This is a genomic window from Clostridium sp. DL-VIII (assembly GCF_000230835.1).
Classification (GTDB): Bacteria; Bacillota; Clostridia; order Clostridiales; family Clostridiaceae; genus Clostridium.
This window is the reverse complement of the sequence record NZ_CM001240.1, coordinates 4098674-4114617: the sequence shown is the minus strand read 5'-3', so window position 1 is coordinate 4114617 and position 15944 is coordinate 4098674. Positions and strand designations below refer to the sequence as shown.

General features: G+C 29.2%; 20 protein-coding genes. All 20 read left to right on the top strand.

What is annotated here, in order from left to right; translation table 11 throughout:
- Window positions 1–181: 181 nt before the first annotated feature.
- Window positions 182–820, top strand: a complete 639-nt coding sequence (locus CDLVIII_RS18895; RefSeq protein WP_009171067.1) for an alpha/beta hydrolase — start codon at window positions 182–184, stop codon at window positions 818–820.
- A gap of 312 nt (window positions 821–1132) precedes the next feature.
- Window positions 1133–1753, top strand: coding sequence for a DUF4085 family protein (locus tag CDLVIII_RS18890; protein WP_009171066.1), 621 nt, complete (start codon window positions 1133–1135; stop codon window positions 1751–1753).
- 194 nt (window positions 1754–1947) lie between these two features.
- Window positions 1948–2745, top strand: a complete 798-nt coding sequence (locus CDLVIII_RS18885; RefSeq protein ID WP_009171065.1) for a DUF692 family multinuclear iron-containing protein — start codon at window positions 1948–1950, stop codon at window positions 2743–2745.
- Window positions 2746–2776: 31 nt separating this feature from the next.
- Window positions 2777–3055: a hypothetical protein gene (locus CDLVIII_RS31460; protein ID WP_009171064.1), complete on the top strand. Its 279-nt coding sequence runs from the start codon at window positions 2777–2779 to the stop codon at window positions 3053–3055.
- Window positions 3056–3219: 164 nt separating this feature from the next.
- Entirely contained in the window at window positions 3220–3636 is a 417-nt protein-coding gene (locus CDLVIII_RS31455) for a hypothetical protein (RefSeq protein ID WP_035301845.1), read from the top strand.
- A gap of 211 nt (window positions 3637–3847) precedes the next feature.
- Window positions 3848–4204: a VOC family protein gene (locus tag CDLVIII_RS18870; protein WP_009171062.1), complete on the top strand. Its 357-nt coding sequence runs from the start codon at window positions 3848–3850 to the stop codon at window positions 4202–4204.
- Between the two features lie 643 nt (window positions 4205–4847).
- Window positions 4848–5759, top strand: coding sequence for a helix-turn-helix domain-containing GNAT family N-acetyltransferase (locus CDLVIII_RS18865; RefSeq protein ID WP_009171061.1), 912 nt, complete (start codon window positions 4848–4850; stop codon window positions 5757–5759).
- A gap of 186 nt (window positions 5760–5945) precedes the next feature.
- Entirely contained in the window at window positions 5946–6152 is a 207-nt protein-coding gene (locus CDLVIII_RS18860) for a hypothetical protein (protein ID WP_009171060.1), read from the top strand.
- Between the two features lies 1 nt (window position 6153).
- Window positions 6154–7071: a DMT family transporter gene (locus tag CDLVIII_RS18855; RefSeq protein ID WP_009171059.1), complete on the top strand. Its 918-nt coding sequence runs from the start codon at window positions 6154–6156 to the stop codon at window positions 7069–7071.
- A 1254-nt stretch (window positions 7072–8325) separates the two neighbouring features.
- Window positions 8326–8973, top strand: a complete 648-nt coding sequence (locus CDLVIII_RS18850; protein ID WP_009171058.1) for a TetR/AcrR family transcriptional regulator — start codon at window positions 8326–8328, stop codon at window positions 8971–8973.
- A gap of 128 nt (window positions 8974–9101) precedes the next feature.
- The gene (locus CDLVIII_RS18845; RefSeq protein ID WP_009171057.1) at window positions 9102–10220 is read left to right on the top strand and encodes an aldo/keto reductase; all 1119 of its coding nucleotides are present in this window, start codon (window positions 9102–9104) and stop codon (window positions 10218–10220) included.
- 314 nt (window positions 10221–10534) lie between these two features.
- Window positions 10535–10708 (top strand): hypothetical protein, encoded by a 174-nt coding sequence (locus tag CDLVIII_RS32180; protein ID WP_242835761.1) that lies wholly within the window; start codon window positions 10535–10537, stop codon window positions 10706–10708.
- Between the two features lie 220 nt (window positions 10709–10928).
- Complete coding sequence (locus CDLVIII_RS18840) at window positions 10929–11162, top strand: hypothetical protein (protein ID WP_009171056.1); 234 nt, start codon at window positions 10929–10931, stop codon at window positions 11160–11162.
- Window positions 11163–11176: 14 nt separating this feature from the next.
- Entirely contained in the window at window positions 11177–11440 is a 264-nt protein-coding gene (locus CDLVIII_RS18835; RefSeq protein ID WP_009171055.1) for a hypothetical protein, read from the top strand.
- Between the two features lie 298 nt (window positions 11441–11738).
- Window positions 11739–11900 carry a hypothetical protein gene (locus CDLVIII_RS31450; protein WP_186005508.1) on the top strand — a complete coding sequence of 54 codons (162 nt, stop codon included), beginning with the start codon at window positions 11739–11741 and terminating at the stop codon, window positions 11898–11900.
- Window positions 11901–12196: 296 nt separating this feature from the next.
- Window positions 12197–12670, top strand: coding sequence for a pyridoxamine 5'-phosphate oxidase family protein (locus CDLVIII_RS18825; RefSeq protein ID WP_009171053.1), 474 nt, complete (start codon window positions 12197–12199; stop codon window positions 12668–12670).
- Window positions 12671–13065: 395 nt separating this feature from the next.
- On the top strand, window positions 13066–13404 hold the full coding sequence (locus CDLVIII_RS18820; RefSeq protein WP_009171052.1) for a hypothetical protein: 339 nt from the start codon (window positions 13066–13068) through the stop codon (window positions 13402–13404).
- 86 nt (window positions 13405–13490) lie between these two features.
- Window positions 13491–13772: an IS66 family insertion sequence element accessory protein TnpB gene (gene tnpB, locus CDLVIII_RS18815; RefSeq protein WP_242835760.1), complete on the top strand. Its 282-nt coding sequence runs from the start codon at window positions 13491–13493 to the stop codon at window positions 13770–13772.
- A gap of 79 nt (window positions 13773–13851) precedes the next feature.
- Window positions 13852–15465: an IS66 family transposase gene (locus tag CDLVIII_RS18810; RefSeq protein WP_009171050.1), complete on the top strand. Its 1614-nt coding sequence runs from the start codon at window positions 13852–13854 to the stop codon at window positions 15463–15465.
- Complete coding sequence (locus CDLVIII_RS18805; protein WP_009169737.1) at window positions 15452–15730, top strand: hypothetical protein; 279 nt, start codon at window positions 15452–15454, stop codon at window positions 15728–15730. Before CDLVIII_RS18810 ends, CDLVIII_RS18805 begins: the two co-directional genes overlap by 14 nt.
- The last annotated feature ends 214 nt before the right edge of the window (window positions 15731–15944 follow it).

Sequence of the window (15944 nt, the reverse complement as noted above, 5' to 3'; positions counted from 1 at the left end):
AGATTATTCCATTACGTAATTCTAAGATGTTAGGCAGTATGTAGAAAGCGCGTATCAAATTAAGAAGTGCTCTTTGATAATTGAATAATATGATGTTTACAAATTATGCTATAATTGATTTATAATAGTATTTTGTTGCGAAAGAATTATTTTTACTCAACATTAATGGAGGGATATGTCTATGAATGAAACAAATATTCAATTTAAATCCTACTGGGGAGAAACTCTATCAAATAAATGTATTAAGCAGAATAGTGATGTTTTGGCTGTCATTCTTCCAGGAGAAGGATATACAAATGATAAACCACTTATGTATTATTCAAGTAAAATATCATTAGAACTTGGATTAGATGTTCTTTATGTAGATTATGGATTTCAAATTCTACATAAAAATTTTGACATTAATGAAGAACTTGATATTTTAGTTAGAGAATCAGAACAAGTTTTAATAAAATGTTTGAGTGAAAATTATAAAAAAATAATTTTTATTGGTAAAAGTTTAGGAACTATTATCCAAAATAGATTATCTAAAGAATTGAGAGATTATGAACAAGTGCATGTTTATTTAACGCCAGTAAATGAGACAGTTAAATATATGGTAAATTATCCATGTCTTGTTGTTACAGGTAAAGATGATGGAAAAATTAATAGTTTAAATATGAATGCACTAGAGAGTAGGAAAAATATTAAATTAGTACAAATTGATGAAGGAAATCATAGTCTTGAATGTTTAGATGTATTAAAAAGCATAGAAATGTTAAATACAATAATGAGGACATTAAAAAATTTCTTATTGCACATTTCAAAGAGTAAAATATGAGTCACGTAATATTCTTATATCATGAATCAATAAAAATAAATACCATATTGTAAAATCGTATTATATCAGGAGTTATTGGGACACTAGGAATTTTGCTCAATATCTATCTTTTATTAAAAGAAAAATCAAGAAAAAATGAATGATAATCACAAGTATTGTACTTAATAAAAAAACATGCAAGACACTACTTTAACATTTATATTAAATAAATCATCTAAAAATAATTAAATATGTTCAATAAATGGTAAATTGTAACATAAGCTTAATATTATATTAAAGCTTAATAAATATTTGGAGGCATGTATATTAGTTATGAGGTACTTTACAAGTGAGATATATGAAAAAACGCAAATAAGAGGGAGGTTCCCTTTAAGGACTGATAATAAAGAAAAATGGATGCGTCAGTTGGATGAGTTCTATAACGGCGGCCATAAGAATGATATAGTGCTTGACGCATTGTTGTTTAAGTATATTCCAGAAGTAAAAGAGGATATTCTTCAAGGAAAAGAATTTACTGATAAAGAAGTGTCACAAAAACTTTATGAAAGAATTAAAGAAATGGCAAATGAGTGGAAAAATCTATGTAGTCTATATAAGACTGAATATGAAAATATAAAACAGAAATTGCCATTAAGTCTGCAAGAATTAAGAAATTATTATTTTCATGATAATACTTTATTATCATTGAAAAAAGAAAGTAATGATATGTTAATTATAGAACTAGAATGCTATATATTAATATTTAAAAATGTTATTCAACTTGAAACGGTAGATGATATTGTAGGAGATATATGGATTGATGAAGAAGTACATTTGTCTGATACTGGAGGATTTGAATTTCAAGTTCTATTTCTCTCTTCTCAAGGCTTATTAACTTTACATGAATTTAGTGTTATTGCAGATGATATTATTATTGAAAGTAAGAGATATTAATTAATCCACAATATTCTTAAAGTGAGTATTAAATTAAGAAATGCTCTTTGAAAATTGAATAATGTAGGATTTGCAATTAATGTTATAATTAATTTATACTGGTAAAAGATTATATGTTTTATTGTAATTAAAAAATTATCAAATAATTTCGGTTAGCAAATGTTATGCGAGATATATAAGGAGAGAGGTTTATTATGTATATTGGGTGCAACTGGTCGAAAGCATTGGAAATTCTTATTGAAAGAGATGCGGTTAACGTAGATTATATTAAAGCTGGTGCTTATGGAACATTTAATGAACAGTTTGCTAAAATGCGATCATTACGTCCAATACTACTTCATGGCTTAGGAAACTTTGAATGTACTGGAATGAATAATATAGAAATAGTAGATTTTGATTTAGCAAATAAATTAATTAAAGATTGTAGTTCTCCTCATTATGGATTACACCTTACACTTAAAAACTCTGATATGTATCAAGGAATGACAGAAGAAAATATATATGAGAAAATGTGTGAAAACATTCAGATATTTAAAAATAACATGTCAGTTCCGCTACTACTTGAAAACATTCCAGATACACCAGAAGATAGGGGAGTATATGATCATTATCCCTATTTTAGGCCAGAACAAATTAACAGATTGCTTGTAGATAATAATGTATCATTTTTACTTGATATATCACATGCAAAGATTACTGCACAGTATCATGGATTGGATGTTTATGATTATATTTCTAAGCTACCTCTTGATCGAATTGTAGAAATTCACGTAAATGGCTCTGGTTTTGATAAAGATGGTTTTCCAGCAGATACACATGAATCTATGAAGGAAGAAGATTATAGATTGTTAGAATGGGTACTTAATCAGTCTAATCCAGATATTGTTTCGCTAGAGTATGTTGGAACAAAAACTGAAGATGAGGAGACTATTATTTGCTTGTTGCAAAAGCAGTTAAAGAGACTACAAAACATATGCAGTCAAAGTAGATAGATACAGGAAATATTTAATTAAAAACTAAATAATGATCTACTGGTATAATTTTAAGTCTATCTATAATACTCTTTGTTATGCTTCATATGCATGTGATGGAAATTTACATAAAGTTGCTAAAAGCAAAAAAATTTCAACTCAAATTGTTAAAGCTATTGATGAAGGATATAAAGTATTAAAATCGATGGGATATTCTATTTTGCCAAAAATGAAGAAAACATTGTTAGAAAGAAATCATACAAGAGATCGAATTTACGATTTTTCAATACGAAATTCTAATAAACCGCACAGTAGTTTAAGACTTACGTAAAACATAATAAAGAGTAACACATCAAAAGAAATGAGTGTTACTCTTTATTATTATATTTATTTAATGGGTAAATGTTTATGAAAAAAATTACTATCAACTTAGTAAGCTTATTATAATTAGTTAATTGTCTGGATTACGTAGAATGCCAAGTGCGGCCAATATTTGTGGAAATAACAGTAATTGAAGATCCATATGCAACAAAGTTGTTGTTAGCCAATACAATTCCAGTGAGATTTTTAGAAGTACCTGAAATTTTCGAATGCCAAGTTACCCCGTTATCTCTAGAAATAAGAATAGTGCCAGAGGATCCAACTGCAATAAATATATTATTTCCAAAGGTAATTGAATTAAGGTCGTTAGAAGTACCAGCAGTCTTTGAACGCCAAGTTTTACCGATATCTCTAGAAATAAGAATAGTACCGGAGGATCCAACTGCAATAAAGGTATTATTTCCAAAGGCAATTGAATTAAGATCATTAGAAGTGCCTGAAGTTTTTGAATGCCAAGTTAATCCATCATCTCTAGAAACAAGAATAGAACCAAAGGATCCAACCATAACAATAGTATCGTTTCCTATGTGAGAAGAATTAATTAGCATATTTTCGTTAGCCTGGCGGTTGGAAGAAGATTTATTTGAAAAGGACACTTATATAGACCTCCTATAATTATTAATAAATAACTTATAAAGTATTATATTTAATAAGTATTAAATAATATACAGAATAGATAAACTTTAATGCATGAAATACATAAATAGATAGATGAGAATAAAAATAATAGGAGGAATTTATAATGAAGAACTATGATAACTTTTTTATGGGAGTGAGCAATTTAGCAGAGGCTAGAAAGTATTATGAAAGCACCTTAGGATTAAAATTAAAATTTGATTTTTCTAAAAAAGGAATGATTGCTTTTAATATTGGAGACGAAGAGCCGGCAATTATTTTAAAAGATGAAAGACTATTCCCAGATATTAAGCCAACAATCTGGTTTGAAGTTGAAAATGTTGAAGATGAGTATAGTAAATTAAAAGAAAATGGTGTTAAATTTTTGTCTGAACCTTTTGAAATAATGACAGGAATGGCTGTAGAATTTGAAGATCCATTTGGAAATAGACTAGGTATTACAGACTATACAAAGAGAAAATAACAGATTTTAAATGCCACAACATTTAGAAATGAGGTTGTGGCATTTTTAATATTTTATGGAAAAATATCGACGAAATATATTATAATAATAATATATTTATGTAGAGTAAGTACTCAAAATAAATTAATATTAAATCTCATTTTTAGTGAGGGAGACAACTGAAAAAACTATAAAACGTAAATAAACATTTTATAGCAGTATGACTGTAATGAGCAGTTGAAGCGAATATATATAAGACCTACAATAATGAAAAAAGTTTAGGATTATGAATGGTGAACCATATCATAAATAAATGCGAAATTTACCGTAATTGGATAATGAATTATTAAAAATAACTTATCGTATAAAGGTGGATATTGTAAGTTTTGTTCTATATATATAATATATTTTATAATAGTATTTTTATTCATCAGAATTATAATATTATGCAAACATTTTGATAACATAATGATAATTTTTTTTATAATTCAGGTACAAATAAGAAATAGATTTAAGAAAGATGCAGTATGACATTCTTTCATAAATGTGTTAAAATATCAACGGGTAAATGTTGGTATTATCTAAAAAATAAATATAAATATTTTTTATAAATGTGACTGGTAAAGTTTTAATATATAAATTTTGGATTGTTGGAGGTGTAAGTATGATTTCAATGGATATGATTTCTGAGGCTATGGGATTCAATAGATTTTACTCAAACATTTTAAATCTCTTGAACGGGCAGATTATGGCTGAAGGATATTCCTTAACAGAAGCAAGGGTACTGTTTGAGATTGGCAAAACAGATAGATGTACTGCTAATGTATTAGTAAATCAGCTTGACATTGATAGGAGTTTTATGAGCCGCATGATTGCAAGATTTGAAAAAAAGGGACTTATAGATAAGACGCAATCAGCTGCAGATAGCCGTATTAACTATATTAAGCTTACTGAAAAGGGCCGAAATGATTTTAATAAATTAAATGATATACAGAGTGAGCAAATCAGTAACTTATTTAATAAAATGGATGAAAAAAATCAAAAACTTGTTTTTGATGCAATGATGATGATTAAGAATAAATTATCGGATGTTACAGATGTTATCAATATCCGGCCATTCACTTCAAGCGATATAGAGTATGTAATTTCACGCCATAAGACTCTATATTATGCTGAACGGCATTTATCAAATGTCTTTTTTGATTATGTTGATAATATTGTTTACCAGTTTGCAAATAATTTTAATTTAAAAACTGATTGTTTAAACATTTTAGAATGCAATGGAAATCCTGCTGGAAGTATTGCAATAGCAAAGGTGGATGATGAAACTGCACAATTACGCTTTTTTATGCTTGAACCAGAAATGCGAGGCAGAGGATATGGAAATAAACTTATGGATATAGCACTTGATTTCTGCAGAGAGAAGAAGTATAAACATGTTTTTCTGTTAACAATCAGTGCGCAGATAATAGCAAGGCATATTTATGAATGTCGCGGATTCCAAAAAACTGCAAGTTATGATAAATCGGAATGGGGAGAAGGCGTTGTGGAAGAACGTTGGGATTTAGATTTATAAAATTGTTAAATTAAGTATAAAAAATAAAGCAGTCTTAAAAAACATGAGAAGTTGGCAAAATTTCTTGTGTTTTTTTGTTATATGAAAAATATAAAATTAGTTGACACAGTCCTCAAAAATGACTACAATAAATATTGGACGCAGTCAACTAAATGGAGATAAATATAAGAAAAGGGGAAACGTAAAATGATAAAAAATAAAAAAGCCGTATATTTTATTTGCAATAATCGTTTATTGGGACATGTTGGTGCCCATGTGTGGGATATTTTACAAGAAGAAGGATATTTAAAAGAGAAGGGGGAAATTACTTTTGCAGGAGAAGAAGTGATGAAATATACAGATCAAAATAATAATACATTTTATGGCAATATTTTAATGAAAGAGGAACGATAAGATGCAAGCAAAACTTAAAATTATTTTTTCAATGGCGATTTTTGGAACTATTTCGATTTTTGTAAAAAATATTCCGATTTCTTCTGGGGAAATTGCGCTTTTTAGGGCAATAACAGCAGCAGTAGTAATTTGCATATATAAGATTATAAGTGGAAAGAGAATTTCGTTCTCAGATATAAAAAAGGATCTTCCTGCACTTTTTCTTTCAGGTATAGCAATGGGTTTTAACTGGATATTCCTTTTTCAGGCATATAAATATACAACAGTTTCAATTGCAACATTAAGCTATTATTTTGCACCTGTAATTGTTATGGCAGCATGCCCAATTTTCTTCAAAGAAAGGCTGACAATTAAACAAGTGGTATGTTTTGTTATGGCGACATTAGGATTGATTATGGTAATTGGTGTCAGTGGTATAGGAAAATATAGTAATAACCTTATTGGTATAGGTTTTGGTCTAGGTGCAGCAGTACTTTACGCAACTGTTGTGCTATTTAATAAATTTATTAAAAATGTTACTGGTATTGACAAAACCTTAATACAATTTTTTGCTGCAATTATTATTCTTACTCCATATGTGTTCGCAACAACAGGTATACATATAGGCAGTTTAGAGAATACTGGGATAATAAATCTTCTGATACTTGGTATTATCCATACTGGAATCTGCTATTGTCTGTACTTTTCATCACTTAAAGATCTAAAAGGTCAAGAGGCATCGATTTTAAGTTATGTTGATCCGCTTATTGCGATTATTGCTTCAGTAACTATTTTAGGGGAATCAATACTTCCTATGCAGATTATAGGTGGAATAATGATATTAGGTTTTACACTTTTAAATGAAATTAAATTAAAGCCTAGAAGATTTTATGGTATTGCTAACAACAAGGAAAATAAGGCAAGCAATATGCCAAAATAAGATTAGGGTTATAATGTAAAGTTATGCTAATCCGTAATATTCTTATGTAAAACTTAAAAGGTATCAAATTAAGATATAAGTATATATTATAATAATGAAAATAAAGGAATACTTAGAGCAATAAAAGCTTTAAGTATTCCTTTTTCTATTCTCAAGGAGGAATTAAATAAGAAAAAATTGCACAAAATTGCGCAACTAGGGGAACTAAAAGAAAAGCATTCAAAGAAAGTATCATAATAGATTGGAGAAATAAAAATTATGTTAGGTAAAAAATGAATGAAACTTAAAATTGTACTATAGTTGTACTATTTTATTTTTAAAAGCAAAAAATAATAGAAAATTATAAAATATATAGTAGTTAGAATACAGCATTATTCAGAAATGAATTTGTGGTATTTTTGATATTTAGAATATACTATAATTCATATATATTAGGTGAAATGATATGTTACCTTTTTGTTGAGTATTAATAAACAAAGTAAGAATTATATGAGGATTAAAGTTGTTATATAATAATTGAAATGAAATTGTTAGATTAAAAGAAAAACAATGAATAGAACTGCACGACAATATTGAACGATACATGAGTTGAAAAATGCATAAAATGTAATAAAGAGCAACATATCATACGGGGAATATGAATGTTACTCTTTATTTATATATTTATAAGGGTAAATATTTATGAAGAAAACTATTATCAACTTTGTAACCTTATTATAATAGTTTAATGTGTCAAGAGAGTGACAAATTTAAATTATAATGAGAAAAAAATTCACTTTAATAGTTATTATAAATCTTATTGGAATAATAATTAGTTGTGGTGTAAGTACTATGGGAATTACAACAGAAAAAGATAAATTGCAAACAATAAAATAAAACAATTAATGATATGAAAAAAATGGAATTATAAAATAAGAATATAGACAACATATTAAGACTATTACTTGAAAAAGATTATAAAGTTATTAGTCTTATTTATATACAGGGTAAAGAAAAGAAGAAAGTTGCGAGGGAATTAGATAGATAAAAGAGACAAATAGATTATAGTATAAACAAAGCGTTAAGAACAATTTCAAAAGGGTTTATATAATAAAAGTGTCATCATTATGACACTTTTATTATAAGTAAATAGACTTATGTGGAATTTTATTATATTTTAAAAAAGTACTTTACAAAAGAAATTTAATAATATAACATAAAAGTAAACTTGGAGTTTATTTTTGCAAATATAAAATAAGTTTTTAGAGGTTATAGATGGAAAATGGAATAGGAAAAGAAGCAAAAAAGAAAATAAGAAGAGAGAATATTGTTAATGCAGCAGAGACCGTATTTTTTTTAAAAGGAATAGATGGAGCTACTATGGATGATGTGGCAAAGGAGGTAAAATATAGTAAAAGAACAGTTTACTCTTACTTTGAAAGCAAGGAACAATTATGTTATGAAATTACTTGCAGGGCTTTTGATATGTCAGAGAAAATGGAACAAGCAGCATTAGAGCTTAATTCATTAAAAAATGGATTGGATAAGATTTTAGTTATAGGTAAAGCAAAGATAGATTTTCTAAATAAATATCCAGATTACTTCAAGTTTATTTTGGCTTTTAATAATATGAGTGTTAAAAACTTACCACGCGATGAAGTTATCATGGCATGTTATGAAAAACAATCTAAATTATTCTCTATACTCACAGATATATTAAAAGAAGGCATAGAAGATAAAAGTATAAGAAATGATTTAAATGTAATAAATACTTCATACATATTATATTTAAATATTATGAGTTTAATAAAAATAATATTAGAAAAAGAAAATGCAGTAATAACTGATCGGGGAGTAGACATAGATGAAATTATTGAGACCATGTTTACCTTAACTATAAGATCTATAAAAAACTATGATTAAAATATAGTGATGTGATCATCACAAATAAGGGGGCGAAATGGTAAAAGAAAGAACTGTAAATATCATTAAGTAGACTAATAAAAGTATCTTATTTTTAGATACTAGATAAATATGGAGGTTGGTATTGTATGGCATATTTAGGCGAAAATATTCCGAAATTAGGTTTCGGGTTTATGAGGCTTCCTATGATTGATAAAGAAGTTGATATTGAACAGACAAAGGAAATGGTAGATCTGTTTATGGCCAAAGGATTCAGTTATTTTGATTCCTCATGGGCCTATATGGGAGGCAAATCTGAAGAGGCGATGAAAACAGCAATCGTTGACCGCTATCCACGCGAGAGCTTTCAAATCGCGACAAAATGTCCTGCGTGGATTGTAAAAACTGAAGAAGAAGCTAAGAACATGATTTGGACTTCACTTAAGCGCACTGGAGCAGGCTATATAGATTATTACCTGCTTCATAACTTGGGAGAAAGCCGCACAAAAACTTTTGATGACTTCGGTATATGGGATTATGTCCGGGAGCTGAAGGAAAAAGGGATCATACGTCATATAGGTTTTTCAATTCATGACAAGGCGGATGCAATAGACAAAATTCTAACCGAGCATCCTGAGATGGAATTTGTACAGTTCCAGTTGAACTATGCCGATTGGGAGAGTAACTCAATCGAGGCACGCAAATGCTATGAGGTTGCGCTGAAACACAACAAACCCATCATTGTTATGGAGCCGATCAAAGGGGGCGCACTGGCAAATCCTGTTGACAGCGTTAAAAAAATATTCGAAGAAGCGAATCCAAAAACATCTGTTGCCTCTTGGGCAATCCGATATGCAGCTTCTCTGGATAATATCATCACTGTACTTAGCGGAATGTCCTCAATCGAGCAGGTAAAAGACAATGTTTCATATATGGAACATTTCAAGCCACTTAATGAAGATGAGAGAGCCGTTGTTGAGAAGGCGCGGAAGGCATTCAGTGAAATACCGTGCATTCCTTGCACTTCCTGTGAATATTGTCTAGAAGGCTGCCCTCAGAAAATACACATTCCTAATGTTTTTGCAGCGTATAACCGCAAAATGATTCACAATGATTTTGTAGGTGCCCAGGGAAACTATCTATTTTCGGTTATGGTTGGGGGAAAGGCTTCAGACTGCATAGCCTGCGGCAAGTGTGAAGGAGTCTGTCCTCAACATATTAATATTATTGAAAACTTAAAAACTATAGCTGAAGAGCTAGAAAAATAAAAATGGCATGATTGTTGTGTTAAGTATATTCACGCATGAACAATGGTAATCTGATTTTGTGTTTATAAAGCTCCTGTCTATTAATATCACATAACGCTATCAGATTTTACAAATGGATTAAAAATGGAATATTTAGATTTAATTGAAAAAAGATATACACTGGTCTCTGTTTTACTCAAGCTCCAATTGTACTTGGTAGTTTCTCAATTCCTGGAGAAAGTTGGGTAAGAAAAGATGGTAAAAATAAGAAGTGGAGTTCTTTCCCAAGGAACTTCACTTCTCACATTTTACACGCCTTTTAAAGGAATGATAAAATGTATCCAAAAATCAAGAAAATGATTAATAATCTAGAATTACCTGGTTGCAGTAAAGACACAATTAAAAATCGTGTAAATGCAGTTGAAAACTTTTATAAAAAATTTGGGTTTAAGAAACATAAAACAGCTTATGCCAAGTATCCATTTGAATCAAAATATCTTGAAGATTAGCTGTTTCGTATTTTTCTTATATCATGAATCGATAAAAATAAATAGCAAATTGTAAAATCGTATTATTCAAGAGATTGGATTTGCGATTTTTTTGTGGTTTTACGTGAGTTACAGAGGATAGTTCTTCAAAATTATACTAAAGTATAATATACATTGACGATAAATAGAATTACAATAAAAACCATATTAAAAGTAATCTTTAAGAGAAGAGGGGAAAAAGATGATTAAACTAACAAATGCACTTATTTTTTTAGCACTTATAATGGCTTTGTTTTTGGCTATTATTGCAATAATACGGGGATATAAAGGTATGAAGATGAGCAAATGTTTTGATACCTCCGATAAAAAAGTAAAAGTTGGGTATTGGTTTATTTCGGCTATACATATGTGGGTGGGCATTTTAATAACTTTGTGTTATTTGATTGCAGGAGTGTTGATTTTAAATAAATTATAAGGAGTGTGATTTTTATGGGGTTTTTAATTTTTTTACCATTTATTGTAGCTTTATTTGGAATTATTATTGCTCTTATTTGTTTTATAGGAATATGTTTGATAATTATAGGTGGTACAGGCATAGCAATGAATAAAATATACTTGAAACAGATGAAAACAAATGATAGTGTATTAAAATCTTTATTTAATATAAGCTCAATAATTTTAGGAATTATATTTATATTATTTCCTTTAGGATATGTTTTACATGAAATTATTTTGTCATTAGCATCAAAATAAGTATATAGGTGATATTTTGTATAAGGGAGCATTTAAAGTAATTCTATATATTCTTATTATCTATTTTACAGGAAGGTCTGTATTTAAAAAGAGATTATTTAGTTATAAAGGTTACTCAAAAAGCAATCATATCTAAAGATTTAACAATTCAATATTTACACTTTGTGTTATAATTGATTTATAGTGGTAAAAAAGTTAACTAAAGGAAGAAAAATATATATTTTTATGTTTAAAATATTATACAATTGTAAATAATGGTGAACTGACTGGAAATCGAATTATGCGAGGGGGAAAAATAGTGCAAGGTATATATACTGGAATTATATTAGCAATAATACTAATTGTAATTTTAGAGATATTCAGATTTTTTAGACGGATAACCAATGTATCAAGAGAAATAAATGATTTAAAGAGAAAAGTAAATAGTATTGAGGAAGTTATTAAAAATCAAGAGGAATAATATTAAGGATCCTTCGCTATCTTCTTTAAGTGAGTAGTTTGTTTTGTTCAAAATATTCTTATTATTACGAATCAATAGAAATAAATAGCAAATTGTAAAATCGTATTATTCAATAGATTGGATTTACGATTTTTTTAGCACGCACTTATAATAATGGCGAAGGACTACTGAATTTATTGTATGCTTGATGTAGAAAAAAAGAAGTATATTCCTTGTAAATTAAATAATATGTTGTTTACAAAATATGGTATAATTTACTGTAAGATAGATTATAACTTGTAAAGGGGATGCAAAAAATGGCTACATACGAAAAAAGTTTAAATGTTTTAAAAGAGTTATTTGCAAAGGATTATCAATTTGCTTTAGCAACATCAAATGATAATATTCCATCGGTTAGATTCATAGACACTTTTTATGATGATGGTGCTTTCTATATTACTACTTACGCAAAATCACAGAAAGTACAAGAGATTGAAAAAAATTCTGAGGTTTCAATGTGTAATAAACTATATCGTTTTAGCGGAATTGCCTATAATATTGGACATCCATTATGTGAAAAGAATCATGCAATTAGGGAAAAGTTGATAAAGGCGTTTGATCCATGGTACTTTGCACACAATAACGAAAATGATGAAAACATGTGTTATGTGAAAATAGAATTAAAACAAGGATTTTTTTATAAAGATGGAACTGGCTATAAAGTTGATTTTGAAGCTAAAAAAGCTGAGGAATTTCCATTTACATTTGATATTGTAATGATTGATTCGTGATGGTAAAATATGTAATCCTTTTAAAAAATGAAAAATATAAATTATGGCATTTCATTTTATAAGAAGGATTGCATAATTAAATTAGGAGAAGAGTAATCAGACATAAAAAATTTGATATAATATAAATAAGAAATGCTTAGTGCTAATAGCACTAAGCATTCTTAGAACAAAAGTAGATAGCCAAAATTTTATATTTGGTGTTAGTCACTTTCACAAAGTGCTTATTTTGTTTTAGGGCTATTAGATTTTAATTTAAATTTTAAATTTCAGAAAAGGTGCTTATCTTGGTCGGATGGGGCACTTTTTTCTGTAAGCGCTGGAACAAATACCGTCATGTAAATAGACCTTCAATTTGATATGCTCTAATAAAGTAAATCAGATTGGAGGTTTTTAATATGGCATCCACAAATGAAAATCTGCTCCTTTGGGAGCAACGGATCAATGAAAGAAATGAAAGTGGTATGACAGTCAAAGAATGGTGTGAAAAGAAAGGAATTAGTAAACATAAATATAATTATTGGAATCACAAAATACTAACTAGAAAAGAAAAGCCTGTTGAAAAAATATCATTTACTGAAATTACCCCAATCCTTTCAGAAAATGATAATCTAGTATCAAACTCAAATAAATCTGATAATTTTCAGATACTCTACAAAGATATACAGGTTACGATTCCAAGCAATTTTAATCAAAATTCTTTAGCAGGACTAATGAGGGTTCTGCAAGAATTATGATGCACCATATAGCCGATGGGGCGGAGCACATATATCTTGCACTCGGTGCCACCGATTTTCGCAAGCAGCAAAACGGACTAGCCGCATTGGTTTCATTGAAATTTAATCTTAATCCATACTCTGGTACAAGTGTTTTCTTATTTTGCAATAAAAGGCACACCTCTCTTAGAGCACTTAGATGGGACAAAAATGGATTTATATTAGTTACAAAGTTTCTTTCTGATGACATGAAATTTCAGTGGCCAAAAAATGAAGGAGAAGTACGTGATATAACCAAACGTCAAATGGAATGGCTTTTAGATGGGCTACAAATTGATCAGAAAAAAGCACATCGAGAAAGGATTGACACTACGGGAATGATTTTCTAAAATCGTCTAAAAAGCTAGTAAAATAGCCACTTTTCTGGTATAATATAAGTAGAGAATTAACTAGAAAGGAGCCTTTGCTATGCAGTTTTTAGATAAGAAAGATTTACGAATTAAAGAACTTGAAAATGAAAATAAAAAACTGCAAGAAAAGGTGAATATGTTAGAGCATAATGTTGAACTCCTTACTCAAGCGGTTTTGCATGCATCAAAACAACGTTTTGGGGCGTCAAGTGAAAAAACTCCTAAAACAGATGGGCAATGCTCTCTTTTTGGTGAAACATATGATGAAATTCTAGATGAAAGCAAAATTATAAATATTAAAGAACATAAAAGACCTGTAAGAAAAAAAGGTGACAGAGAAAAATTAATTAAGGCACTGCCACACGAAGTAGTTGAATGTGTTCTTGATGGAGAAGCTTTGTGCAAAATCTGTGGAAGTGATCTTAAAGTAATTGGAAAGAAAAAAGTAAGATCGGAAATAGAATATATTCCAGCAAAGCTTATAATAAAAGATTATGTTCAATATGTATACAAATGTATTGAGTGTGGGAAAAATGATATAAATCCATATGATTCTATATATTGTGCACCTGTACCAGCACCTGTGCTTACGCATTCCGTCGCTTCGCCTTCAATTATAGCCTGGCTAATGTATCAAAAGTATATGATGTCTATGCCGTTATACCGTCAGGAAAAAGATTTTAAAAGGATGGGTGCTGAACTTAAAAGAGATATGATGGCAAATTGGATAATACATAGCTCTGAATATTGGCTAAAGCCCCTATATGAACTCATGCATAAACAATTATTAAAGTGCAGTATTATCATGAGTGATGAGACAACATGGCAGGTAAACAAGGAAAAAGATAAGAAAGCATCTAGTAAATCATATATATGGATACATAGAACTGGGGACTGTGAAGGTCCGCCAGTAATTCTATATCAATATACTAGCAGTCGTGCTGGAGATCATGCAAAAGCTTTTTTAGATGGATTCACTGGTTATCATGTAAGTGATGCGTATGCAGGATATGAGAAAGTTGAAGGAATCACTAGATGCTTGTGCTTTAGCCATCTAAGAAGATATTATCTTGATGCTATCCCACTAGATTCTGGTAAGAAAGAGATTTCAGGATCCGGCGGAGCCATTGGACGGGCTTATTGTGATAAGCTCTTTAAATTCGAAAGAAAATGGAAAGAGTTATCTCCAGAAGAAAGAAAAAATAACAGGATTATATATAGTATCCCTATATTGGATGCCTTTTTTGCATGGGCAGAAAAAACAGTTACAAAACAAGAGCCCTTAAGAAAGGCGCTGTATTATACATTAAATCATAAAGAATATTTTTCAAACTTCTTGCTTGATGGAAGAATACCTTTATCAAATAATTTATCTGAAATTGCTGTGAAACCAGTAGCAATTACAAGAAAAAATTCGTTATTTTCAGATTCGCCAGCTGGGGCGGAAGCGTCAGCAATTATATTTAGCATTATAAATACAGCCGCAGCTAATAATCTAGATGCATACAAGTATTTGGAGTATATATTCCGCAATTTACCTAATATTAATTTTACATCAAACGATTCTGTTCTTGAAGAATATTTACCATGGGCAGATCAAGTGCAACTTGAATGCAAAATAAATACAGAAGAAACTAACCCAAAGGAGGAGAATATAAGTGAGTCAGCCTAATATAGACTATATGATGAATATGACTAAAGAATTTCTTAGCGGAAGAATTGACGAAATAGCTTATACTCTAGATTTTCCATATGAACTTGAAAAAAGATACAATAAAATGCATAGAGAAGATGATGATTATTGTGAATTGATATATGAATGTCTTTATGAAGAAGGAATAGCTATTTTTAATGACTTATCAGATTCTGAATTTAAAAAACTTATTCGAAAACAATATAACTACATAAAGAAAATTGCAAAAGAAGGTTTTTATTAAAAAAGTAGCTTCTCAAGTTCCTGAGAAGCTACTTTTTTTCAATACGGCAGGTGTTCCACCGCTTACCTTTTTTCTTTGCTTTTAACTTCTATATCAAGGCCAAGCAACTTAACTTTAATTTTTAAATGATATATAAAAAGACTGTGTTTTAATATTAATTTAATTTACATAAACTAACGACTTATTAAAGCAAATATTGACATGAATATAGATG

Bases quoted from the DNA above. Each gene is read 5' to 3' on its own strand.
- CDLVIII_RS18820 (WP_009171052.1), top strand. From the start codon at position 13,066: ATGGCATCCACAAATGAAAATCTGCTCCTTTGGGAGCAACGGATCAAT.
- CDLVIII_RS18870 (WP_009171062.1), top strand. From the start codon at position 3,848: ATGAAGAACTATGATAACTTTTTTATGGGAGTGAGCAATTTAGCAGAG.
- CDLVIII_RS18855 (WP_009171059.1), top strand. From the start codon at position 6,154: ATGCAAGCAAAACTTAAAATTATTTTTTCAATGGCGATTTTTGGAACT.
- CDLVIII_RS18895 (WP_009171067.1), top strand. From the start codon at position 182: ATGAATGAAACAAATATTCAATTTAAATCCTACTGGGGAGAAACTCTA.
- CDLVIII_RS18835 (WP_009171055.1), top strand. From the start codon at position 11,177: ATGGGGTTTTTAATTTTTTTACCATTTATTGTAGCTTTATTTGGAATT.
- CDLVIII_RS18840 (WP_009171056.1), top strand. From the start codon at position 10,929: ATGATTAAACTAACAAATGCACTTATTTTTTTAGCACTTATAATGGCT.
- CDLVIII_RS18865 (WP_009171061.1), top strand. From the start codon at position 4,848: ATGATTTCAATGGATATGATTTCTGAGGCTATGGGATTCAATAGATTT.
- CDLVIII_RS18845 (WP_009171057.1), top strand. From the start codon at position 9,102: ATGGCATATTTAGGCGAAAATATTCCGAAATTAGGTTTCGGGTTTATG.
- CDLVIII_RS18885 (WP_009171065.1), top strand. From the start codon at position 1,948: ATGTATATTGGGTGCAACTGGTCGAAAGCATTGGAAATTCTTATTGAA.
- CDLVIII_RS18810 (WP_009171050.1), top strand. From the start codon at position 13,852: ATGCAGTTTTTAGATAAGAAAGATTTACGAATTAAAGAACTTGAAAAT.
- CDLVIII_RS32180 (WP_242835761.1), top strand. From the start codon at position 10,535: ATGTATCCAAAAATCAAGAAAATGATTAATAATCTAGAATTACCTGGT.
- CDLVIII_RS18850 (WP_009171058.1), top strand. From the start codon at position 8,326: ATGGAAAATGGAATAGGAAAAGAAGCAAAAAAGAAAATAAGAAGAGAG.
- CDLVIII_RS18890 (WP_009171066.1), top strand. From the start codon at position 1,133: ATGAGGTACTTTACAAGTGAGATATATGAAAAAACGCAAATAAGAGGG.
- CDLVIII_RS18825 (WP_009171053.1), top strand. From the start codon at position 12,197: ATGGCTACATACGAAAAAAGTTTAAATGTTTTAAAAGAGTTATTTGCA.
- CDLVIII_RS18860 (WP_009171060.1), top strand. From the start codon at position 5,946: ATGATAAAAAATAAAAAAGCCGTATATTTTATTTGCAATAATCGTTTA.
- CDLVIII_RS31460 (WP_009171064.1), top strand. From the start codon at position 2,777: ATGATCTACTGGTATAATTTTAAGTCTATCTATAATACTCTTTGTTAT.